Raw genomic sequence first — 23,911 nt, 5'->3', positions numbered from 1 at the left:
GTAAAATACACATTATCAATCATTTTATTGAGCAGTCGTATTTTCTCTTTTTCTTCATGTTTTCTGCGTAATTACATATTTTTATTGTATTTTTGTCCCCAGATTGTCCCCCGCAAGTAGTATGGGGGACAAAAAACTGTCCCCCGAGAAAGGACATATACAATAACCAATAAAGCAGGAAACAGTCATGGCAAAGAAAGCAGTCGCACAAAAGGAACCGGTTAAAGTCCGTGAGAAAAAGCTGGCCAATGGAAACGTCAGCCTGTACCTTGATATCTATAGAAATGGGAAACGGCACAAAGAGTACCTTAAACTGTACCTAATCGATGCAAAAACCCCTATCGAGCGGGAACAGAATCGACAGACCTTGGCAACGGCTCAAGCAATAAAATCGAAACGCTTAATCGAAATCCAAAACGGAGAATATTCATTCACCCATCAATTCAAGGAGAACACTCCATTCTTGGAATATTACCGTAAAATGGTACGGGAGCGGAATACTCCGGATTCAAGGGGGAATTATGGCAACTGGCAAAGTTGTCTGCGTTATCTGGAAATGTACTGTGATGAGAATACTACTTTCAGGGATGTTACTCCGGAGTTTATTTTGGGATTCAAGGATTTTCTGGAGAATGTGGAAAAAGACACCCATAAGCGCAAAGGCCCACGCATGGAGCGAGATGAGTTTCAAGGACTCTCTCAAAATTCAAAGGCATCTTATTTCAGAAAACTGTGTGCCTGCATAAACCATGCTTTCGATGAAAGAATAATCGCCATCAACCCATTACGCGGAATAGAAGGCTTCAAAGATGCTGAAGTCAAGCGAGATTATCTTACATTAGAGGAAATAAAAACACTGGCGGAAACGCCCTGCCGTTACCCAGTCCTTAAACGGGCATTCCTTTTTTCATGCCTGACAGGACTTCGTAAATCGGACATTCAAAAACTCGTGTGGGGTGATGTGCAGAAATTCAACGAGTTTACAAGAATAGTATTCAAACAAAAAAAGACCGGCGGTCAGGAATATCTGGACATCTCACCTCAGGCAGAAAAATATCTTGGAGAAAGAGGAAATCCAGAGGATCCTGTTTTCTCGGGCTTCACCTATGGCTCATGGACATCGGTGGAACTGCAACGATGGAGCATGAAAGCGGGAATAGAGAAAAATTTAACATTCCACTGCGGCCGTCATACCTTTGCCGTTCTGATGCTTGATTTAGGTGCCGACATCTATACAGTATCAAAACTGCTTGGCCACAAGGAACTTTCCACGACACAAATATACGCGAAGGTTCTGGACAAAAACAAGCAGAATGCAGTATCACTTATTCCTGAAATAGGATAATAACATTCGGCATATGACAAGACAAGAATGCGTAATAAGAATAGCCAAGATAAACAAAGTCTTTGGCGAATTGAAATACAGGATAGATATAGGTGCTATTCCGGATCTTGCCACCTATGCCTCCCAGCTTCTTATGGTAAATGACTGGACGGCAGACATACAACAGTATATAGGCCAAGAGTTTTCCCCTACCCTTGCGCGACAAATAGTGAACATAGGCTATACATAAGAAATTGAGAAGTTTCTGAGGGAACATAATACAGGTATGGCTCCTGCCTACGCAACGGCGCTTGAGGAATCTGTCAAGAAGGTACGGTCTCTGATGGGATTGTGCAGACATAGCCTGAATAAGGAGAAAGGTCAATATAGCGATCTAATAGAACCGTTGGCAAATGAGCAAACGGTCGCTCTTATGCAAAGAGCTGTTGATGCCGGACTATTGGACATTCATTTTCAGCCCTCTTCAAAGGCAACCACGTTGCAACTGCGGGTGATCGCCTTCGCTGTATCCTCCATGTGCAAACTTCCACATATGTATGCACCATTCGAGAAGCAATGGGAAAACAATATTAAATCCAGGATAAGCACTTGCAATATACCCAAACGCAATGTGGACCAACTCAACTATGCTATGGAACTTTATCCAGAAGTAGATTTCAAACCATTATTTGAGCCGACACAGGGTATCAGCGCATTCTATACCCCGCAAGACAGGGATGATATTATAAGGTTATATAAGTCTCTGCTGAAGTACGGATACATTTCCCCTGAAACCACATTGAAAACATTTGAAGGTATTTTTGACAAGAAAAAATTTGTCAAACCTGTAGTCTGGATAAAAGGGCAAAGACAACTGGCATATTTCATTTATTTAGCGTTTGGAAAATTCAACAAAAAGAAGCTATGGAAGAAAGGCGAAAAATTTTTCCGCGTCAATGGACAGGTTCCACATGTGGACAGCCTTACATCCGGGTATAGCTGGCTCAAACGCGCCGGATGGCTGGACAGGTTTGACATAAAATTAAAAACTATTTGCGAAAGCTTTTATCATGTAGAGCGTGAGAATCATCCTCAGAAAAGAAATGATGAAAGGCTTATCCATATCAGCAAAAACGTATTCTATTCGAACAAGAGCAGAAAAACGAAGCAGGCAGTATATTCTGCGCTTATCAAGGGCGGTTACATTTCTCCTGACACCACTTCTGCCATCTTTATGGGAATATTTGACGAAACAAAATTTACCCGGCCTATTTTATGGAAAAAAAGCCAGACATCGCTCATGTACTTCGTGTATTTGACTTTCAGAACGGACAACCCTTTTGATTTCTGGACTAAATGCGCGAACTGCTTTCAAATCCAGGAAGGCAAACCGATAAACCGGGAAAGCTTAAGAAGTAATTTCCGTCCTTTAATCAATAAAGGGAAATTGGGCACCTATGACATTGAGTTGAAAAGAATAGCTGATGAATATAACGGCTGTACAAAGAAAAAAGCAACAGCCTCCGACGAGATGGCGACAGCTTATATTACTTAACATCAAATTCAATCAAACAATGACAAAGAATTTTACTTTGCTTCTCTCTCTTTTTGAGAAGAGCGATGCGCGGAGCCGAACCGACTCCTGCGCAAACCGGTGAAAAAGGTTTATTCCGGCTGGTCAAACAAGCCCATGAAACTTATTCGTCCGAAGTCCTGACTCGCAAAAAGAGTTATAGGCGATTCGTCCTTGACTTCATCCATTCAAAGCAGTATCATGACGCTACCGATGCCTGGAGCAAGAATGAGCATCAGAAAAACTATTGTATCGTTTCCGAGCTATTGGAAAACCACGAAAAGCTGGTATGCCAATATTTCAACGAGGCGACATTGAATGAATCGCAAATCAAGAAACTGCTTGATGCGTTCAACACATTTGAGTATCGCCAAACTGTTCTTTCTGAACCAACTCCTGAAAACGGTCGTCAGTCAAAATCGTACACATCGTCTGTCCCTTATGAGCCATTGATTGACAGCGAAACTATTGGCCTCATTGCACAACTTGTCAATGAGGTCAACTTGTTTACAGAAAAGTTGGATATTGAAGATGTCATCGCCCGCTACAAAAAAGGAATCTTAAGTCCGGTCACATCGAAAAACAACGCGCGGCTGGTGCTGCTCCTTGACCAACTCTCCATTCACGGTGTCATACCGTATGACTGGCAATCGATAATCGCCAAAAAGAGGCTCATCAGAAGTTCCTCCGGCAGAAAATTTCTCAACCAGCATGACCTATCCTCTACCCTTAACAGGATAAAGGACACACAACCGGGCGTTTTTGAAAAGAGATTCATCAAGACGATAGACAGATACATAAACCAAATCAAAGGCAAAAAAATCGAACAAAAGAAACCATAACTGTTGAGAATTGCATTGATAGCGGTGTTGACTATCAACAATATCAACATGTTCGTCAGATGGCTGCCAATAACTTTGCCCTCCGTAATCGATTACTACGGAGGGCAAACCTCCTATTGTCAAATTTAGAAGTACAATCAAATGAAACAACGAAAGATAAACTGCGAAGGCGGTTCGGTTATCCGGCATCTCAAACAGATGGAAAATCTGGTTTCCAAAATGACATCAGAGAAACCGATCGAACGCATACAATCCTTGGAACAGAGAATCGGTGAAATCGATAAAATTCCAAGTATAGAAAACTATGTACAACAGATTAAGGAACGCATTTGGGTTACTAAAGAAGTGCTCACAACATCTGAGGCATCCGCTTATCTGGGGCTGTCGGAGAGCTACATTTACAAGCTGACCGCATCGAGACAAATTCCCCATTACAAGCCAAACGGGAAACTCGTCTTTTTCAACCGGAAAGAACTGTGCGAATGGGCATTGAGGAATCAGGTAGAACCCAACAAGGAAACAACAATTAAAAGCGGTACGATATGAACAAGAAAGAAATGGACATCATACTCTCCCGCATTGAAAGGCTCAGTGTATTTCTTGAAGACAATACACTGGAAGGCTTCCAGAAAGAGATTCTGAGGGTTGAGAAATACCTGCAACGCTTCGGCAAGCTGGATGAGCTGCTTTCTCATCTGAAAGCTGTAGAAAAGATAGCATACGCGGCAAAGGATTTCCTGAATATAGATGAAGTAGCGGCATACCTGCAAGTGTCCAAGAGCTTTGTCTATAAGCTGACATCAACAAAGGAGCTTACTGTTTACAAGCCCAATGGCAAAAATATCTTCATACTTCGGGACGATTTGAACGACTGGATAAAACGCAATCCTTGCCTATCATACGATGAAATCGAGAAACAGGCGAACGTCCTGTCGTATCGTCTTGAAAACAACAATAAACGTAAACGCAGAACAAGAAAAGATGGAAACGGCGAGAACTGATCTAATGCTTCCGGATTATCATAGAATAGATGAAGAAAAATACAGATCACTATTGAAATATATCCGGCTAAACGTCACCGAACAATATGAGTTTCCCCAGGAAATTGTACAGATTGACGGTGTGACCATTGCCACATTGGGCAATTTCAGCGCATCCACCGGAAAGCCTAAAAGCAAGAAAACATTCAATGTAAGTGCAATAGTCGCATCTGCGCTTTCCGGCAAGGAAATCCTAAAATACAAAGCGGATTTGCCAGCATGCAAGAACCGGATTCTTTATATTGATACGGAACAAAGCAAATGCCACTGCCATAAGGTGCTTCAGAGAATACTGATGTTGGCAGGCATGCCCATTGACCAAGAGAATGACCGGATTGAATTTTTTGTTCTCCGTGAATACACTCCTGACCAACGGAGGGATATTATCAAATGGGCCCTTCACGAAGAAAAGAACATCGGACTGGTTATCATAGACGGCATACGCGACCTTATTCACGACATCAACAGTCCAAGCGAATCCCTTGACATCATCAATGAACTGATGAGATGGTCAAGCTACTACGAACTTCACATCCATACGGTACTGCACTTGAACAAGGGAGACGACAACACGCGGGGACACATTGGAACCGAGCTGAACAACAAGGCTGAAACCATATTGCAAATATCCAAAAACACGGAGGACGGAAGAATCAGCGAAGTGAGAGCCATGCATATCAGGGACAGGGAGTTCACTCCCTTTGCTTTTGAAATCGGAGATGATTCACTCCCCCATCTGGTAAAAGACTACCAGTTCAAAATGAGCAAAAAGGACAGGCTGACCTCTTACGCTGACATGACCGAGCAGCAGCACCGCGCCGCCCTGGAAGCTGCTTTTTCCGACAAGGAGGTCTTAGGTTATCAGGCATTGCTTGAAGCCCTGAAAAAGGGATATGACAGTATTGGATATTGCCGAGGAAGAAACACTCTGGTCAATCTTTGCAAATACCTTATACAGCATAATGCCATACAGAAAAATGGCCGAGGCTATGTATATAATGACAAATTCCGAATTTGAGATATACCAGTTTAGTTTGCGGGTATATATAGTAGAACTACACTAAACACTGTACAGTCATGAACATAGCAGAGGCAAAGGAAATCCGGATGGTGGATTTTCTTCAATTACTGGGACACAGCCCGGTCAGGATATGCAACAGTCAATACTGGTATCTCTCTCCGCTGCGGCAGGAGGACACGCCGTCGTTCAAGGTCAACGACAGGCTCAACGAGTGGTATGATTTCGGGGAGGCCACCGGCGGCGACCTCGTGGAACTGGGGAAGCACCTGTACGGGACAGACAGCGTAAGCGAGGTGCTGTCCCGTATCGAGCGGCAGGAAGGTATCCGTGACCTGCCAAGAGTACGGCTTCCGGTGGCTATGCTCCAGCCTGTGGAGGCGGACATGAGGGATGTGAGGGTGGTACCGCTGCGGCACCATGCGCTGCTGTCATACCTCCGTTCACGCATGATAGACGCCGACATCGGAAAGATGTTCTGCAAGGAGGTGCATTACGAACTGCGCAGGCGGCACTATTTCGGACTGGCTTTCGGCAACCTGTCCGGAGGCTACGAGGTGCGCAATCCCTACTACAAGGGCTGCCTGAAAAGCAAGGACGTGTCGCTGATAAGACATTCGCACGGCGAAACGCAGGGCCATGTATGCCTGTTCGAAGGCTTCATGGACTTCCTCTCCTACATGACCCTGCGGCAGGCCGGGGACAAGGCGATATGCGTCGATGCCCCCTGCGACCATCTTGTGATGAACTCCGTGAACAACCTCAAAAAGGCACTGGGACATCTGCAGGAATATCCGTTCATCCACTGCTACCTTGACAACGACCTTGCCGGGCAGAAGACGGTAGAGACCGTCGCCTCGCTGTTCGCCGGGAAGGTCAACAACGAAGCCTACCGGTACGACGGCTACAAGGACTTGAATGATTACCTGCGTGGTAAAAGGCTCTGACAAGGCACGGTGTGTCGCAACTTGTGAAGCTCTCCATACGGAGGGCTTCTTTTTTTGCCTGAAGCGACCCTCCAGAAGTATGAAAATGAGTGTCAGAATATGATTTTAGAATATGATTTTGGGAAATTGCATAAATCTTATTAAGAAAACAGCGATTTGTAATACAATTATTTCCGCATATACAACAGATGACTTTTCTTTGCAAATCAAATTCTGAAAGGAATAATAATACTATTACAATAGAGTATGAAATCATATTGGATATTCGCAACCATACTGACAGTTGCCTACGTCATTTATTATGCGGTCAATATCGCCAGAGACCTGTACCGGAAGAAAGGCCAGGGAGGAAAGGACGAAGAAATATTCGAGCTCGACCCCGATGACGGACAGGAGAGCGTGGACGTGACGGAAAGCGAGACCGGATTCAATGTCGGTACGGAAAGATATGAGACGGGCTTTGCGGCAGCACCTGCTTCCGCGCAGGACGGCACTGCGGAGGAAGAGACGGAGTCGTCCGAAGAGCGGTTTGTCCGGATGAAAGCCAAGGTCGAGGCAGAGATGGAGGACAGCGTCCCATACCTGTCCGATGCATTCACTGCGGACGATATGTACAAGGCGATGGTTTCAGGCGGCCGTCTGGAGAATCGCCCCGAAATGGCCTGGAAGCCTGTGGACAAACATTAGCATGAGGTCAACCAGAAAGATATTATGCGCATTGCTGACACTTACGGTTCCCTATTGCGTTTTCGCCAAGAGCGGAGCCGTGAATTACAGCTGGGGAGCGGACGCGCTTGCCACCATGCACGACTTCGTGGTGACGATGATGCTGTATGTCCTGTACATCTGCTATGCGGTCGCCTCCGTGCTGGCCGTCATATCCGCGCTCCAGATCTATATCAAGTGGAATACGGGAGAGGACGGCATAGTGAAGTCGATCCTGATGCTGTTCGGCGCGTGCATGTTCATCATCGGAGCCTCCATCGTATTCCCTGCCTTCTTCGGCTACCGCATATAGGAAAGAAATCGGAAGTACAACGAAATAATCACTAAAAGCAATGAGAATGAAGAAGATTGAAAGATTCAAGAAAACAATGAGAAAGGCGGCGGACATGGTGTCGCAGAAAGTGGCGATGCTTGCCCTCATGCTGCTGTCCGCACCCGCCGCGCTGATGGCGCAGAACACCGCAGGCGACTACACTGCCGGAACGAATGCCCTGACCACCGTGGCCGAGGAAATCGCCAAGTATGTTCCTATCATGGTGAAGCTGTGCTACGCCATTGCCGGAGTCGTGGCGATCGTGGGAGCCATCAGCGTGTACATCGCCATGAACAACGAGGAGCAGGACGTGAAGAAGAAGATCATGATGGTCGTCGGCGCCTGCATCTTCCTGATTGCGGCGGCACAGGCCCTGCCCCTGTTCTTCGGTATCAGCTAAACGGCAAGCACGATGAAAGGCAGGGACGAGCGTTATCCGGACTATCCGCTGTTCAAGGGGCTCCAGCGGCCCCTTGAGTTCATGGGCATCCAAGGCCGGTACATCTACTGGGCTGCGGGCTCGGCGGGCGGAGCCATTGCCGGCTTCATCGTCGCCTACTGCCTGGGCGGATTCGTCGCCGGGCTGGTGGCGTTGGCCGCCGTCCTGTCGGCGGGCATCTCGCTCATCATCCTCAAGCAGCGGAAAGGCCTGCACACCAAGCGTAACAGGAAAGGAGTGTATGTCTATGCCCATTCGAAGAAGATATGAAAGGAAAAAGCCATTACGGAAAGCGTGTGGCCCCATTGAATGTTGAACCCGGGCAGGCCCGCTTTGGAACAGGCGAGCCTGCCCTTATTTAACCGGAAGCAACCGACAATGACACTGTACATCATACTGACATTCGCAGCCCTGTGTGCGGGCATGGCCGTCTCGGTCTATGCCTTCGGCACGGGCGGAAAGCGCAAGCGCATCTTCCAGGACATCTATTTCACTGTGGAGGATGTGGACGGCATTGGGGTGCTGTACACCAAGACCGGCGAATACTCCGCCGTCCTGCGGATGGAGAATCCCGTGCAGAAGTATTCGGCGGACATCGACAGCTACTACGAGTTCACAAGCCTGCTCACCGCCATCGCGCAGACCTTGGGCGAAGGATACGCCATACACAAACAGGACGTTTTTGTCCGCAAGCGGTTCGAGGACGGGACAAACGAGCGTCACGAGTTCCTGTCCGCTGCCTATTTCCGTTACTTCAATGGACGGAGATACACGGACAGCACCTGCTACCTGACCGTCACGCAGGAAGCCCGGAAAAGCGGCCTGTTCTCTTTCGACGGCAAGAAGTGGCGCGACTTCCTCGTGAAGATACGTAAGGTGCATGACCTGCTGCACGATGCGGGCATACAGGCGGAATTTCTGGGAAAATCGCAGGCGAAAGAGTTTGTTGACCGCTACTTCGCCATGAACTTCCGGGACAGGATTGTGTCCATGACCAATTTCAAGGTGGACGACGAGACGGTCTCCATGGGCGGCAAGCGTTGCAAGGTGTACAGCCTCGTGGATGTGGACTGCGTGTCGCTGCCGTCGCTTGTACGGCCCTACACCAACATCGAGGTGAACAACACCGAGATGCCCGTTGACCTGCTGTCCGTCATCGACAGCATACCGGAAGCCGAGACGGTGGTGTATAACCAGGTCATCTTCCTGCCCAACCAGAAGCGGGAACTGGCTGCGCTCGACAAGAAGAAGAACCGCCACGCGAGCATCCCCAATCCCGGCAACCAGATGGCCGTGGAAGACATCAAGCGTGTGCAGGAGGTTGTGGCAAGGGAGAGCAAGATGCTCGTGTACAGCCATTTCAACCTTGTTGTCGGAGTATCTGCCGACACGGACATACAGAAATGCACCAACTATCTGGAGAACGCCTTCGGGCGCATGGGCATCCATATCAGCAAGCACGCCTACAACCAGCTGGAGCTGTTTGTCGCCTCGTTCCCGGGCAACTGCTACGCCCTGAACGAAGAGTATGACCGCTTCCTGACCCTGAGCGATGCCGCCATGTGCCTGATGTACAAGGAGCATATCCAGCACAGCGAGGACACGCCGCTGAAAATCTACTACACCGACCGCCAGGGCGTGCCGGTGGCCATCGACATCACCGGAAAGGAGGGAAAGAACAAACTGACAGACAACTCGAACTTCTTCTGCCTCGGGCCTTCGGGCAGCGGCAAGAGCTTCCACATGAACAGCGTGGTGCGGCAGCTGCACGAGCAGGGAACGGACGTGGTGATGGTTGATACGGGTAACTCCTACGAGGGACTGTGTGAATACCTGGGCGGCAAGTACATCAGCTACACGGAAGAGAAACCCATCACGATGAACCCCTTCAACATCACGCAGGCGGAGCTGAACATCGAGAAGATAGACTTCCTGAAGAACCTTATCCTGCTGATATGGAAAGGCTCGGACACGAAGGTCACGGAACTGGAGTTCCGTATCGTGGAGCAGATGGTGACGGACTACTACGACGCCTATTTCCACTGCTTCGACGGCTACGACCCCGTGCAAAGGGAAACCCTGCGCAAGACCCTGATAGCCGCCGAAAAACGGAAAGGCACCTGGGGTGCGGAGGACATGCCTGCTTTAGAGCAGAAAGTGGACGACAAAATTCGGATGTTGGAAGAACGGAGGAAAGCATTGAAAGTGACATCCTTGTCATTCAACACCTTTTATGAATATTCCTGCGAGCGTCTGGAACTCATCTGCCTGGAGAGCAACATCACGGAGATAGACTACGACAAGTACGCCTACATGATACAGCCGTTCTACAAGGGCGGCAACTACGACAAGATACTGAACGAGAACGTGGACACCACGCTGTTCTCGGAAACATTCATCGTCTTCGAGGTGGACGCCATCAAGGAAAACAAGAAGCTGTTCCCCATTGTGACGCTCATCATCATGGACGTGTTCCTTCAGAAGATGCGCATCAAGAAGAACAGGAAAGTCCTGGTGATAGAGGAAGCGTGGAAAGCCATCGCCAGCCCGCTCATGGCGGAGTACATCAAGTTCATGTATAAGACCGCAAGAAAGTTCTGGGCCTCGGTGGGCGTGGTGACGCAGGAGATACAGGACATCATCGGCAGCGAGATTGTGAAAGAAGCCATCATCAACAACTCTGACGTGGTGATGCTGCTCGACCAGAGCAAGTTCAAGGAACGCTTCGACAGCATCAAGGCGATATTGGGCCTGACCGATGTGGACTGCAAGAAGATATTCACGATAAACCGGCTGGAGAACAAGGAAGGGCGCAGCTTCTTCCGGGAGGTGTTCATCCGCAGGGGCAGCACGAGCGGCGTGTACGGCGTGGAGGAGCCGCACGAATGCTACATGACCTACACCACCGAGCGTGCGGAGAAGGAGGCTTTGAAACTGTACAAGGCCGAACTGGGATGCACTCATCAGGAAGCCATAGAAGCCTACTGCCGCGACTGGGATGCCAGCGGCATAAACAAATCGTTGCCGTTCGCCCAGAAGGTAAACACAGCGGGGCATGTACTCAATCTGAAAAAGAGGGATAAAAACAATTAGAAACGATTATGAAACGGCTGTCGCTCATACTCCTGCTCCTGTCGCTCGTTGCCGTGCAGCGTGTCCACGCCCAGTATTACAGCGTGAACATCGACGCCCGCACCGTGGCGGCGATGGCCGCCGCCTTCGGCACGGAAACGGTCGCCGAGAGCTATTACCGGGAGCAGGTGGACGACATCCTCAAGCACTATACCGCCGCAGAGGTCGCCGCTGCCGGAATCTTCTCGTCGAAATTCCTGGAACGCAAGGCCCTGTCCGAGCTCGGCATCTGGAGCAGCAGCACGGAGAACTACTATTACCGCCGCATCTACAACATGGTCGCCCGGAAGATCATCCCGAAGACCTGGGTAGTGGCCAAGATGATGCTCCGTTCCCCGCAGACTGCACTCTACTGGGGCAGCTACCTGATGAAGGTATGCGACGACACCAAGAGCCTGTGCATGCAGTTCGAGAGCATCGTGACCAACAGCACGCTGACCTTCTCCGATGTGGCCTTCCTTGAGATAAAAGAGGAAATAGCCCCTCTGCTGAAACTCTCCGAACTGGGGAACATCGACTGGCAGCGGATGCTGGACGACCTTGCCCGCATACCGGACAACTTCACAAAGGAGAACCTGCAGAACGACCTCGACAACCTGTACAACATGGGTGTCGGACTCGCCACGGCGGGCATCGGCAATATCGGGGACGCCCTGCTGCAGACCAGCTCGTTCCATGACCTGCTGAACGGCAAGGCGGAGGAGATATTCCACCTGTACGACCACTACAGCCACCTGTACGAGGCAGCGGAACAGGATGCCGGCAGGCTCCTGCTCGACATGGTGGGCGGTCCGGAGAATGTGGCCGGTCTGTTCGATTTCAGCAACTACGACCTGACCTCGTGGATTACCGACTACATGGACGAGTCCGCCGGGAACCACTACACCCAGCGATGGTACATCGCCCGCCGGGAGCAAGGCAGCGTTTCGCTGTGCGACTATTATCCGCCCACCGACGACAACAGCATCCTGAACGGCGGCGAGTGGACCCGTTTCGAGACCACCGACGCCGGATTTTACCCCAACGCCTCGCAGCGCGAGCAGGCACTCTCCAACTCGGAGCGGTATGCCGGGTGGTCACGCAGCCAGGTGCAGCAGCTGAACAACCGGAACGACGGTTTCACTTATGCGATAAATTACAGCCAGAGGGCCTACATCATCAGCCGGGGCGGAAAACAGACCAAGAAGGCATACGCCTACGAGATCCATGTGACCCAGAACTGGAACCGGGAGGAAGTCATCTACGAAGAAATCTTCGATTCGTACACGATGGATCTGAACACCTTCAAGGCGCAGCTTAACGCCCGTCTGTCGGAAATCAACGAGAACGAGGAAGGCTACACCTACTACATCGCCTCCGATGCCCGCAACTACTACCAGGCGACGGACGCCGTCAAGCTGCAGGGCTGCGAAAGCGTGACCATCAGCGTGACCTGTTCCGACGGCGCGACCCTCGGGCAAGGAAGCACCCAGTACAAATGCCGCAAGTGCGGCAGCTCTCTGAATGCCCATTCGAAGGATTGCGCCATGCAGACCACCGTCACGGACAACGAACTGGACACCTCGGAACTGGACGGAATGGTGCAGGAAGCAGAGAGCCAGGTGTCCGCCCTCCAGTCGCAGATAAAGGCTCTGGAAGACGAGAACGCCTCCCTGCTGAAGAAGATTTCCGAATCGAGCGTGGAAGATGCCGCCGTTTACCGGCAGCAGTACAACGCGAACCTGACCCGGCTGCAGAAACAGAAAAAGGAACTGGGCGAATGGCAGCAGAAGCTGGCCGACTACGAGGCGGCAAAGACGGAAGCCGCAGGCGACAACGATGTGCCTACCGATGACTACTACCGTATCCCTGCCATCATGCAGGAATGCAAGACCGCCTACAACCTGACATGGCAGGACGGAGGCTCGTGGAACGGCTATTCATATATCCGCCGGGCGACCACGCCGAACATCAACGGGGTCATCACTTTCAAGGCGACCCTCTCGATAGCGAGGAAGCCCAAATACTTCCTCGGCATCAAGATACACCGAGCCATCCTGCAGATCTCGTGGGAGCTGACCACGGAATACACCGACACCCATGTGGCCGATGTGCTGACGCTCGACCCGAGCCTGTCGGATGCGGAAAAAGCCAAGGTGGTCAACGACCGGATAGCGGAGATAGCGAGGGAATACCCCTCCTGCAAAATCACCACGGAATATGCCAGTACGCCGCCATTGGAGGAGACTCAGACGGGCGACGTGTACCACCTGCTGTGGTCGAGCGACCGCCTCGAAATCGCCCGTGAGGTGGACACCCGCCTCACGAGAATCTATGCCGACCTCGTGTCGCTGGAGAAGATGATGCACTACAAGTACAGCATCATCGACCTGCTGAAGGATGTCCTGCCCGAACTGGACACGGACGAAGGACGGAGGCTCACCCTTGTGGAAGAGTGCCATGAGCGGTGGGTGGAGAATGCCCGGAATCTGCAAAGCGGGAACGGAGGAAAGGAGGACGGGATATGAGACAGAGACTGATTTTGACATTCCTGCTGCTGGCCATGCTGCCGTGTGTCGCCAAGGCACAGTGGACTTTCGACATCGTGTCGGTGGAAGCCTACATCAACGACCACAAGAAGCAGCGAAGCCTGCTGCTGGCACGCAGCACCTTGGAATACAGCAACAAGCTGCTGCACGAGTACAGCCGGGACGCTACGGTGGAATACAAGGAACTGAATGTGGATCTGGACAGGTACACCCGTGCCTTCGATGTCATCGACGTGATGTACCAGTCCCTGCGGACGGTGTTGAACGCCAAGGACACCTACACGACCGTCAGCGACCGCATCGGCGACTACAATGAGATGCTGACGGCATTCAACGACAAGGTGTTGAAACGGGGAAAGGCAGAGCCGGAAGACCTGCTGATACTCACGATAAACAAGAAAGCGATAGAGGCCATCGCCCATGATGGGGAGCAGCTATACAAGTCGCTCAGCGACCTCGTGCTGTACGCCACCGGAGCGGCGGCATGCTCGACCTCCGACCTGCTGATGGTGATGGAAGCCATCAACGGGTCGCTCGACGACATCGAGAGGCATCTGAACCGGGCCTATATGGAGACCTGGCGATACATACAGGTGCGCATCGGTTACTGGAAAGAGAAAATATACCAGGCACGCAGCCGTCAGGAGATTATAGACGGGGCCTTTGGCCGCTGGCGCAGTGCCGGAAGACTGGATTATTAACGACAAAAGGGAAAGAATATGAAAATGAAACGGACAATGACACTTCTTGCGGCGGCAGTCCTGGCGGCACATGCCGCCCATGCGCAGTATGTGACCTACAACCACGACTCGCCGAAGCAGAACCAGATCACGGTCATGGAGACCGGTGCAGGCTCGCTGTCGCCCGACCTCTATTACCTGCTGCTGCACAACAAATACAAGAAGACAGCGGCGGCGAAGAACAAACTTTCGTTCCGCACGCTGGCCGGGGTGAACCTCTACAACCAGACGGACGAGGCGGAAGCCATCGATTCGGCATTGGTGAAGCGGGCGGGCATCGAAGCCCTGAACATCGCCGACAGGCAGGTTGACCTGGCCTGGCTCGCCGAGGGCGACAAGGTGGACGGGCAGATGGAACGCTTCCGGCGCAACATCGACCGCATCCTTCCGTGCGGCGGCACGCCGGACGAGCGAGAACGCTGGGAGGAATACTATCAGGTGTACCAATGCGCCATCAACGCCACCAAGGATGCCTATATGCCCAATGCCCAGCGGAAGAAGGAATACCTGCGCATCAGCGAGGATGTAGCCCGGCAGAACGAGACGCTTGTGCTCTATCTTGCCCGGAAACAGAACGCCACCGTGACGGAAACCTTATTGAGCGCACAGGAAGTGCAACCCATAGACAAAGGAAGCATCCTGCGCAATGCCGTGGAACGATGGAACGAATCCCGGTATGCCGTGCGCGGTTCGCAGACGGACGGCGACAGCGGTGAAGGTGACGGAGAAGAAACAGTGGAGAGAAACTAAAAAGGAAACAGCATGGCAGACGGAAACATACTGTCGAACTTCGGCATAAACCTTCTGGAAGAAGAGATAGACGATGTGATCTTCCAGACCAACGAGTTTCTGACCGACGCCACTTTCACGGGGGCACAGGGACCTTTCTGGTGGATTCTCCAAATGTGTATGGCACTTGCCGCCCTGTTCGCCATCATCATGACGGCGGGCATGGCCTACAAGATGATGGTCAAGCACGAGCCGCTGGACGTGATAAAACTGTTCCGACCGCTGGCCGTTTCGCTTGTGCTTTGCTGGTGGTATCCTCCGGCGGACACGGGCATGGCAGGCAGTGGCAGCAACTGGTGCTTTCTGGACTTCCTGTCCTACATCCCCAACTGTATCGGCTCGTACACCCACGACCTCTACCAAGCGGAAGCCGCACAGATCAGCGACAAGTTCGAGGAAGCACAGGAACTCATCTTCGTGCGCGATACGATGTACACCAACCTGCAGGCGCAGGCGGACGTGGCGCATACCGGGACATCCGACCCCAACCTGATAGAAGCCACAATGGAACAGACCGGCGTGGACGAAGTGACCAGCATGGAGAAGGACGCCGCCAAGCTGTGGTTCACCTCGCTGACCTCCGGCATCGTGGTGGGCATAGACAAAATCATCATGCTCATCGCCCTCGTGGTATTCCGTATCGGGTGGTGGGCGACGATATACTGCCAGCAGATCCTGCTGGGGATGCTGACGATATTCGGGCCGATACAATGGGCTTTCAGCCTGCTGCCCAAGTGGGAAGGCGCATGGGCGAAATGGATCACGAGGTATCTGACCGTGCATTTTTACGGTGCGATGCTCTACTTCGTGGGCTTCTATGTCCTGCTCCTGTTCGACATCGTGCTGTGCATCCAGGTGGAGAACCTGACGGCGATAACCGCCAGCGAGCAGACGATGGCCGCCTACCTGCAGAACTCGTTCTTCTCCGCAGGCTACCTGATGGCGGCAAGCATCGTGGCCTTAAAATGCCTGAACCTCGTACCTGACCTTGCGGCGTGGATGATACCGGAGGGCGACACCGCCTTCTCGACCCGAAACTTCGGCGAGGGCGTGGCGCAGCAGGCAAAGATGACGGCTACCGGAGCCATAGGAACCATGACACGATAACAATAAACAAAAAGCGATATGGTCATAAAGAATTTGGAAAACAAGATCAGGCTGACGGGCATCGTCTGCACCGCATTCCTCGTGGGGTGCGTCATCATCAGCGTGTCGAGCATCTGGACCGCCCGGACGATGGTCGCGGACGCGCACAAGAAAGTCTATGTGCTGGACGGCAATGTGCCGATACTGGTCCGTCAGACCACAATGGAAGAGACACTCGACGTGGAAGCCAAGAGCCATGTGGAGATGTTCCACCACTACTTCTTTACGCTGGCGCCGGACGACAAGTATATCCGCTATACAATGGAGAAAGCCATGTACCTGGTGGACGAGACGGGGCTGGCACAGTACAACACCCTCAAGGAGAAAGGCTTCTACAGCAACATCCTCGGGACGAGCGCGGTCTTCTCCATCTTCTGCGACAGCATCCGTTTCGATGCGGCCAAGATGGAGTTCACCTACTACGGACGGCAGCGCATAGAGCGGCGGAGCAACATCCTGATGCGCGAGCTTGTCACCGCCGGACAGCTCAAGCGGGTGCCCCGGACTGAGAACAACCCCCACGGGCTGCTCATCGTGAACTGGCGCACGCTGCTGAACAAGGACATCGAACAGAAAACAAAGAACAACTACTAAATGAAGAATGAAAAGTTGAGAATGAAGAATTTAAACATTAAAACAACCGAGATATGGGATGGAAGAAAATGATTTTCGGCGAGAAGATGCCGGACAAGCATGACCCGCAATACAAGGAACGCTACGAGCGTGAAGTGGATGCCGGGCGGAGGTTCGCGAAGGTGACACGGATAGACAAGGCCGCCGCCAAGGTGCAGGGCTTCGCCAACATGCACCGCACCCTGTTCCTGATTATCGTATTCACCTTTGTCGCGGCGGGACTGGCATGGAACATCTACCGGCTGACCGTCGTGTACAACCGCCAGCCGCCCCAGCGGACAGCCACCGAGATGCAGGACAGCCTCCTTCGGGAGAGACACGAGCAATCCGAACTACATATACAACCACCTAAAGCGCAATGACGATGAGCATACTGGACAAAATCAACTTCAGACAGCCCAAGTACATGCTGCCCGCCATCCTCTACCTGCCGCTGCTCGGCGCGTCGTACTTCATCTTTGACCTGTTCCGCACCGAGAAGGCCGAGATACCGGACGCCACGCTGCAGACCACCGAGTTCCTGAACCCGGAACTGCCGGAGGCCACCATCAAGGACGGGGACGGCATAGGCAGCAAGTACGAGAACATGACCAAATCGTGGGGCAGGATACAGGACTATACCGCCGTGGACAACATTGAAAGGGACGAACCCGATGAAAACAAGGAAGAATATGAATCGCAGTACACAGAGGACGACATCGCCCTGCTCGGAGAAATCGAGCAGGAAAAGAGTATGGCGGCGGAAGCAGCCGATGCCAAGAGACGGGAGGAAGAAGCCCTCGCGGAACTGGAGAAAGCCCTTGCCGAAGCAAGGCTGCGCGGGCGGCAGGAGGTGATTCCTCCTGCGGAAGAGGACACCACCCAAACAGCACCGCCTCCTGCGGCGGCACCTGCGCAGGCGGAGGGCATCATCGACGAGGACAGCCAGGCCGTGAAAGCCCCCGGCGAGAACGACAGGGCCAGCGAAGTGGTGAAGAAAACAAAAACATCCTCGGACTATTTCCACACGCTCGACCGGAGCGGACAGGAGCCGAAGCTCATCAAGGCCATCATCGACGAGGACATCAAGGCGGTGGACGGGTCACGGGTCAGACTGCGGCTGCTGGACGATGTGGAGATAGACGGAAGCACCGTCCGGAAAGGCACCTACCTGTACGCCACGGTCAGCGGCTTCTCGTCCGGACGGGTTAAGGGCAGCATCAGCAGCATCCTCGTGGGTGACGAACTGGTCAAGGTCAGCCTGTCGGTGTACGACACGGACGGACTGGAGGGGCTGTATGTGCCGGAAAGCCAGTTCCGAGAAACGGGCAAGGATGTGGCCAGCAGCGCCATGTCGGGCAACCTGAGCATGAACACCGGAGGCTACGGCAACAACAGCCTCGCCCAATGGGGCATGCAGGCTGTGCAGAACGCCTACCAGAAGACGAGCAACGCCATCAGCAAGGCCATCCGAAAGAACAAGGTGAAGCTGAAATACGGGACATTCGTGTATTTGGTGAACGGAAACCAAAAGCAATAGCCATGACGACCATAGAGCAAGACAAGATATACAACATGGACTGTCTGGAGGGTATGAAAGGCATTGCCGACCGCAGCATCGATGCGGTGATCGCCGACCTGCCCTACGGGGTGCTGAACCGGCAGAACGGCGCAGCCCGGTGGAACAACCGGATTCCGCTGAAGCCCTTGTGGGAGCAGTACCTGAGAATCACCAAGCCGGACAGTCCCATCATCCTGTTCGCGCAGGGGATGTTCTCGGCGGAACTGGTGCTGTCGCAGCCCAAGCTGTGGAGGTACAACCTTGTCTGGCACAAGGACAGGGTGAGCGGACACCTGAACGCCAACCGTATGCCCCTGCGCCAGCATGAGGACATCCTGGTGTTTTACAGGAAACTACCGGTGTACCACCCGCAGATGACCCCGTGTCCGCCCGAAAAACGGAACCACGGCCGCCGCAAGACGGAAGGATTCACCAACCGCTGCTACGGCGGAATGAAGCTCGCCCCGGTGCGCATTGCCGATGACAAATACCCGACATCGGTCATCTCCGTACCCAAGGAACACCGGAACGGAACATTCTACCACTCCACACAGAAACCTGTGGCCCTGATAGAATACTTGATACGCACCTATACGGACGAGGGCGACACCGTGCTGGACAACTGCATCGGCTCCGGAACCGCCGCCATCGCCGCCCTGCGGACAGGCCGACACTACATCGGCTTCGAGACAGACAGCGGCTATTGCGGGATTGCGGAGCGGCGGATACGGGAAGAGATTGAACAGAGGGAAAGAAAAGATAACGAGAAAAACCAATAAAAAGGCAAAGACAATGAACAGACATCGAATGATGGGCCTGTGCCTCCTTGCAGCGGGACTTTCCGCCGCACACGAGGCGAAAGCCCAGAGAACCTACGAGGAAATGGAACTGCTGACCGTGAACGAGCAGGTGACGACCGTCATCACGGCATCGGAGCCGGTGCGTCTGGTGGACATCTCCACCGACAAGGTGGCGGGTGACCAGCCGCTTGAAAACATCATCCGCCTGAAGCCCAAGGAGGCCGGGCACGAGGACGGCGAAGTGCTCGCCATCGTCACCATCGTGACGGAACGATACCGCACGCAGTACGCGCTACTCTATACTACCCGGCTGAAGGAAGCCGTGACCGACAAGGAGATACTGCCTGCGGAACGGGAAGCCTACCACAATCCCACCGTCTCCATGTCCACAGTGGAGATGACCGGACTGGCCAGACGCATCTGGAACTCCCCGGCCAAGATACGGAACGTGGCGAGCAAGGCACACCGCCTGACCATGCGGCTGAACAACATCTATGCGGCCGGCGACTACTTCTTCATCGACTTCTCGATAGAGAACAAGACCCATATCCGGTTTGACATCGATGAAATCCGTGTGAAGCTCGCTGACAAGAAGGTGTCGAAAGCAACCAATTCGCAGGTCATTGAGCTGACTCCGGCAATGGTGCTGGAACCGGGAAAATCATTCAAGCGGGGCTACCGCAATGTGATAGTCGTCAAGAAGATGACCTTCCCCAACGACAAGGTGCTGACCATCGAGATGACGGAGAAACAGATCAGCGGGCGCAACATCAGCCTGCACATCGACTACGAGGACGTGCTTGCCGCCGATTCGTTTGACCAATCGCTATTGGAGGAGGAATGATGTCAATGAAGAATTAAGAGTGACGAATTAAGAATTGGAAATGATGAGTGAAGCATTGAAAAATAAGGGAAGGACAAGAAACAGACTGCTTGCCTTGGCGGTGGCCATGTTCACCTTGTCTGTAACAGCTTCGGCACAGCGGAACACCGGACGGCTCTCGCTCGGAGCCGGGCTGCTGTACCGGAACGGCATGGACGTGACCCTTGCCTACGAGCATGAGACGAACTACCACAACGCCTGGGGGTTCTTTGCCAACGGCTACCTGCAATGGAAGGAGTGCGGGACATGCGGGCATGTCTGCCCGGATTCATTCTGGCGGAACTACCGCACCTACGGCTTCGGCGTGGCCTACAAGCCCTGCGTGGTACGGGGTCGCAACCACTTCGGTAACCTGCGCATCGGCGCATCGGGCGGCAGCGACACGAAGAAGTTCCTCGCAGGCATCCACCTTGGCTACGAACACAACTATGTGCTGCGGTCGGGCTGGGTGTTCTTCTGGCAGGTGAAGGGTGACGTGATGATAAAGGGAGCCGACCTGCTGCGGGCAGGTGTCGGTCTCGGCGTGAAGCTGCCGATAAGATGACAGATAAAATAAGGGAAAATAAAAATATGAACAGATGACAATGAATAAGATGCATACAATCATTGCGGCGGCAGCGGCGTTGACACTGGCCGCCTGCGATGCGCATATCGAGACCCCGGACATGACGGTACGCCCCGGACATGTCCTCTGCGATGACGGCACGGCATTGTCCTACGCCCAGTACAAGGCATCCGGCAAGCAGGCCGTGGCGGTCGTGTTCGACACCGGACAGCACGGCGGTACGGAGGGGAACGGCTATGCCGTCTATCTGTGGGACATCGCTCCCCAAGCGTTTGCAGACAGCCTCGGTGCGGAGCAAGGGACTTCCGCCGACACGGGGGCTTTTGACGGCAATGCGAATACCTTCGCCCTATACGACACGCAGGAAACAGCCTCGCCTATGGCGGCAGCGGTCTTCGACCTGTGGTGCTACGGACAGAGCGCATACATTCCATCCGTAGCGCAGATGCGGCTGCTGTATGCGGCACGGGAAACGGTCAATCCCGTCCTTGAGCTATGCGGCGGGGACACCCTGCCTGCCGACAACAACGGCGACTGCTGGTACTGGACTTCGACGGAAGTCGAGGGACAGCAGACCGCCAAAGCGTGGCTCTACTCGACAGGCAGCGGATCCATGCAGGAAACTCCGAAGATACAGGCGCACAGGGTGCGTCCCATTATCACATTAAACAAATAAAAATACAACTATATGGAAACATTGGACATCACTATGCTTATCGGACTGGTGCTGATGATAACGGCACTTGTCATCCTTTACCGATGTGCACGGGGAAAATCCCGCCGCCAGCGGATGAACGAACTTGCGGATACACTCCTTTCTATCCACGACAGCCTTGAGCTTCAGGTCAGGAGATTGGAAACCCTGTCGGGAGAAATAGCCTCCGACAATGAAAAATGTTCCGCCCTGCAATACCGGATTGGGCTACTGCAGGATACGGTTGACTCCCTGGAGTACAGGCGGGACGAGCTTGACCGGGACAACCAGTCCATGACGAGAACCAACAACGAACTGAAGCGGAGCAACGCCGAACTTGTGGAGAAGGCTGCCCGCCTGCGTGACTCCATCGCACACGACGAACAGGCTATCTGCGAGGCCGAGCAGTCTATCGACCTCCTCAAGAGAATCAAGGAGGGGCTGGAAATCGCAATGAGCAATATCCCGGCGGAAGAGGTGCCTTACCTTTCACAGCCGATATTCAGCATGGGAATCACGCCGTCCGCACAGAACCACCTCGCCGCCCACGGAATACAATATATCGGGGACCTGCTGCGCCTTGACGAGCAGTATCTGTTGGAGATATGGGGTGTCGGTCCGGCTACGGTAGAGAAGATACAGGCAAAAATGGACGAGAACGGCGTATGCTTCGGCATGGATGCTATCCGTGTGGACAACCGCTGGTATCGCAGAAAGACGGACTGAAAACAGGGAAAATCATGGAAGAAAGCAAGGAGTTACAGGGATTTTACCGGATATTCCGGGCGGTGGTCTATGTGTCGGTGCTATTGGAGTTCTTCGAGTATGCCTTCGACCCCGCCTTTTTCGGGGACTGGGGCGGCATCCTCGCCGACATTCACGGACGCATCAAGCGGTGGTCGATATACAGCGACGGGAACCTTGTGTACAGCAAGCTGGCCACCGTCCTGCTGATCTGCATCACTTGTATCGGTACGAGGAATAAAAAACATCTGGAGTTCAACGCCAAGCGGCAGGTCGTCCTGCCCCTGACAGCGGGTCTCGCGCTGCTTGTTCTCTCCGTATGGCTGTTCAACAAACCGATGGGGATGCAGCTGTACACGCTGCCCGTGAACATCATCCTGTACATGGCCGCTTCGCTCGTGGGCGTGATACTCGTACATGTCGCCCTGGACAACATCTCGAAGTTCATCAAGGACGGGCTGATGAAAGACCGGTTCAATTTTGAGAACGAGAGTTTCGAGCAATGCGAAGAATTGGTGGAGAACAAGTACAGTGTGAACATCCCGATGCGGTACTACTACAAGGGCAAATTCCGCAAGGGCTGGGTGAACATCAGCAATCCCTTCAGAGGAACATGGGTGGTCGGCACTCCGGGCAGCGGCAAGACATTCTCCATCATCGAGCCGTTCATCCGTCAGCACTCCGCCAAAGGCTTTGTGATGGTCGCATACGACTACAAGTTCCCGACATTGGCGACCAAGCTCTACTACCATTACAAGAAGAACCTGAAACTCGGCAAGGTACCCAAGGGCTGCAAGTTCAACATCATCAACTTCGTGGATGTGGAATACAGCCGCAGGGTGAACCCGATACAACTGAAATACATCAACAATCTGGCGGCGGCGAGCGAGACGGCAGAAACCCTGCTGGAATCCTTGCAAAAGGGAAAGAAAGAGGGCGGCGGAGGCAGCGACCAGTTCTTCCAGACCTCGGCGGTGAACTTCCTTGCCGCCTGCATCTACTTCTTCTGCAACTACGAGAAAGAACCATACGACAAGGATGGGAACAGGCTGTACGCCGAGAAACGGCAGGATCCGGAAACAAAGTTATGGAAACCTACGGGCATCGTCCGTGACCGCAAGGACGGGAATATCGTGCAGCCCGCCTACTGGTTGGGCAAGTACAGCGACATGCCGCATATTCTGTCGTTCCTGAACGAGAGCTACCAGACCATCTTCGAGGTGTTGGAAACCGATCCCGAAGTGACACCGCTGCTCGGCCCATTCCAGACCGCCTTCAAAAACAAGGCGATGGAGCAGTTGGAGGGTATGATAGGCACGCTGCGTGTCTATACCTCCCGTCTGGCCACCAAAGAATCCTATTGGATATTATTACTGTCCGCTAAAGACGTGAATTCCCTCCCAACTTGCTGAAATAGATAAGTTGGGAGTTATTTTCATATCAGACAAGCCCCTCTTATGAGCTTATTACCTCCTTAGGTGGTGGTTCTGCTGCC

General features: G+C 52.8%; 25 protein-coding genes and 1 pseudogene. All 26 read left to right on the top strand.

Annotated elements, in window-relative coordinates:
* Positions 1-187 precede the first annotated feature (187 nt).
* On the top strand, positions 188-1,345 hold the full coding sequence (locus I6E24_RS08590) for a site-specific integrase (RefSeq protein WP_235327887.1): 1,158 nt from the start codon (positions 188-190) through the stop codon (positions 1,343-1,345).
* A 13-nt stretch (positions 1,346-1,358) separates the two neighbouring features.
* Complete coding sequence (locus I6E24_RS08585; protein ID WP_235327885.1) at positions 1,359-1,574, top strand: hypothetical protein; 216 nt, start codon at positions 1,359-1,361, stop codon at positions 1,572-1,574.
* Positions 1,575-1,610: 36 nt separating this feature from the next.
* Complete coding sequence (locus I6E24_RS08580) at positions 1,611-2,879, top strand: hypothetical protein (RefSeq protein WP_235327883.1); 1,269 nt, start codon at positions 1,611-1,613, stop codon at positions 2,877-2,879.
* Between the two features lie 53 nt (positions 2,880-2,932).
* Positions 2,933-3,739 carry a hypothetical protein gene (locus tag I6E24_RS08575; protein WP_317218730.1) on the top strand — a complete coding sequence of 269 codons (807 nt, stop codon included), beginning with the start codon at positions 2,933-2,935 and terminating at the stop codon, positions 3,737-3,739.
* Between the two features lie 141 nt (positions 3,740-3,880).
* The gene (locus tag I6E24_RS08570; RefSeq protein ID WP_235327881.1) at positions 3,881-4,285 is read left to right on the top strand and encodes a helix-turn-helix domain-containing protein; all 405 of its coding nucleotides are present in this window, start codon (positions 3,881-3,883) and stop codon (positions 4,283-4,285) included.
* Complete coding sequence (locus I6E24_RS08565; protein ID WP_235327879.1) at positions 4,282-4,740, top strand: helix-turn-helix domain-containing protein; 459 nt, start codon at positions 4,282-4,284, stop codon at positions 4,738-4,740. The genes I6E24_RS08570 and I6E24_RS08565 overlap by 4 nt, the downstream gene beginning before the upstream one ends.
* Positions 4,721-5,797 (top strand): AAA family ATPase, encoded by a 1,077-nt coding sequence (locus tag I6E24_RS08560; RefSeq protein ID WP_235327876.1) that lies wholly within the window; start codon positions 4,721-4,723, stop codon positions 5,795-5,797. The genes I6E24_RS08565 and I6E24_RS08560 overlap by 20 nt, the downstream gene beginning before the upstream one ends.
* A 59-nt stretch (positions 5,798-5,856) precedes the next feature.
* Entirely contained in the window at positions 5,857-6,744 is an 888-nt protein-coding gene (locus I6E24_RS08555) for a toprim domain-containing protein (RefSeq protein WP_009317440.1), read from the top strand.
* Positions 6,745-6,990: 246 nt separating this feature from the next.
* A complete protein-coding gene (locus I6E24_RS08550; RefSeq protein ID WP_235327874.1) occupies positions 6,991-7,431 on the top strand; it encodes a hypothetical protein in 441 nt (146 codons plus the stop codon).
* Position 7,432: 1 nt separating this feature from the next.
* Positions 7,433-7,762 (top strand): DUF4134 domain-containing protein, encoded by a 330-nt coding sequence (locus I6E24_RS08545; protein ID WP_083828048.1) that lies wholly within the window; start codon positions 7,433-7,435, stop codon positions 7,760-7,762.
* A gap of 46 nt (positions 7,763-7,808) precedes the next feature.
* Complete coding sequence (locus tag I6E24_RS08540; protein WP_235327872.1) at positions 7,809-8,183, top strand: DUF4134 domain-containing protein; 375 nt, start codon at positions 7,809-7,811, stop codon at positions 8,181-8,183.
* Positions 8,184-8,195: 12 nt separating this feature from the next.
* A complete protein-coding gene (locus I6E24_RS08535) occupies positions 8,196-8,492 on the top strand; it encodes a DUF4133 domain-containing protein (RefSeq protein ID WP_083828049.1) in 297 nt (98 codons plus the stop codon).
* 108 nt (positions 8,493-8,600) lie between these two features.
* Positions 8,601-11,315, top strand: a complete 2,715-nt coding sequence (locus I6E24_RS08530; RefSeq protein ID WP_235327870.1) for a TraG family conjugative transposon ATPase — start codon at positions 8,601-8,603, stop codon at positions 11,313-11,315.
* An 8-nt stretch (positions 11,316-11,323) separates the two neighbouring features.
* Positions 11,324-13,861: a hypothetical protein gene (locus I6E24_RS08525; RefSeq protein WP_009317447.1), complete on the top strand. Its 2,538-nt coding sequence runs from the start codon at positions 11,324-11,326 to the stop codon at positions 13,859-13,861.
* Entirely contained in the window at positions 13,858-14,583 is a 726-nt protein-coding gene (locus I6E24_RS08520; protein ID WP_235327868.1) for a hypothetical protein, read from the top strand. Before I6E24_RS08525 ends, I6E24_RS08520 begins: the two co-directional genes overlap by 4 nt.
* Before the next feature lie 24 nt (positions 14,584-14,607).
* Positions 14,608-15,372 carry a DUF5045 domain-containing protein gene (locus I6E24_RS08515; RefSeq protein ID WP_235327891.1) on the top strand — a complete coding sequence of 255 codons (765 nt, stop codon included), beginning with the start codon at positions 14,608-14,610 and terminating at the stop codon, positions 15,370-15,372.
* Between the two features lie 12 nt (positions 15,373-15,384).
* Entirely contained in the window at positions 15,385-16,518 is a 1,134-nt protein-coding gene (locus tag I6E24_RS08510) for a hypothetical protein (RefSeq protein ID WP_235327866.1), read from the top strand.
* Between the two features lie 18 nt (positions 16,519-16,536).
* Positions 16,537-17,151: a conjugative transposon protein TraK gene (gene traK / locus I6E24_RS08505; protein WP_009317451.1), complete on the top strand. Its 615-nt coding sequence runs from the start codon at positions 16,537-16,539 to the stop codon at positions 17,149-17,151.
* A 53-nt stretch (positions 17,152-17,204) separates the two neighbouring features.
* Complete coding sequence (locus tag I6E24_RS08500; RefSeq protein WP_009317452.1) at positions 17,205-17,552, top strand: hypothetical protein; 348 nt, start codon at positions 17,205-17,207, stop codon at positions 17,550-17,552.
* Positions 17,553-17,554: 2 nt separating this feature from the next.
* Positions 17,555-18,709, top strand: coding sequence for a conjugative transposon protein TraM (traM, locus tag I6E24_RS08495; protein WP_235327864.1), 1,155 nt, complete (start codon positions 17,555-17,557; stop codon positions 18,707-18,709).
* Positions 18,710-18,711: 2 nt separating this feature from the next.
* A complete protein-coding gene (locus tag I6E24_RS08490; RefSeq protein WP_235327862.1) occupies positions 18,712-19,509 on the top strand; it encodes a DNA-methyltransferase in 798 nt (265 codons plus the stop codon).
* A 28-nt stretch (positions 19,510-19,537) separates the two neighbouring features.
* Positions 19,538-20,374 (top strand): conjugative transposon protein TraN, encoded by an 837-nt coding sequence (traN, locus tag I6E24_RS08485; RefSeq protein WP_455577811.1) that lies wholly within the window; start codon positions 19,538-19,540, stop codon positions 20,372-20,374.
* Positions 20,375-20,480: 106 nt separating this feature from the next.
* Entirely contained in the window at positions 20,481-20,957 is a 477-nt protein-coding gene (locus tag I6E24_RS08480; protein ID WP_235327889.1) for a hypothetical protein, read from the top strand.
* A 34-nt stretch (positions 20,958-20,991) separates the two neighbouring features.
* The gene (locus I6E24_RS08475; protein ID WP_235327858.1) at positions 20,992-21,654 is read left to right on the top strand and encodes a DUF1566 domain-containing protein; all 663 of its coding nucleotides are present in this window, start codon (positions 20,992-20,994) and stop codon (positions 21,652-21,654) included.
* Positions 21,655-21,666: 12 nt separating this feature from the next.
* Positions 21,667-22,398, top strand: coding sequence for a DNA-directed RNA polymerase subunit alpha C-terminal domain-containing protein (locus I6E24_RS08470; RefSeq protein ID WP_235327856.1), 732 nt, complete (start codon positions 21,667-21,669; stop codon positions 22,396-22,398).
* Positions 22,399-22,412: 14 nt separating this feature from the next.
* Positions 22,413-23,783, top strand: a pseudogene (locus I6E24_RS08465) (YWFCY domain-containing protein); the annotation flags it as partial.
* Between the last annotated feature and the right edge of the window lie 128 nt (positions 23,784-23,911).

Origin of the sequence: Bacteroides caecigallinarum, assembly GCF_021530995.1 — a bacterium.
Lineage (GTDB): Bacteria > Bacteroidota > Bacteroidia > Bacteroidales > Bacteroidaceae > Phocaeicola > Phocaeicola faecigallinarum.
The sequence above is the reverse complement of the archived record's forward strand: the minus strand, read 5'-3'. Positions and strand labels throughout refer to the sequence as shown.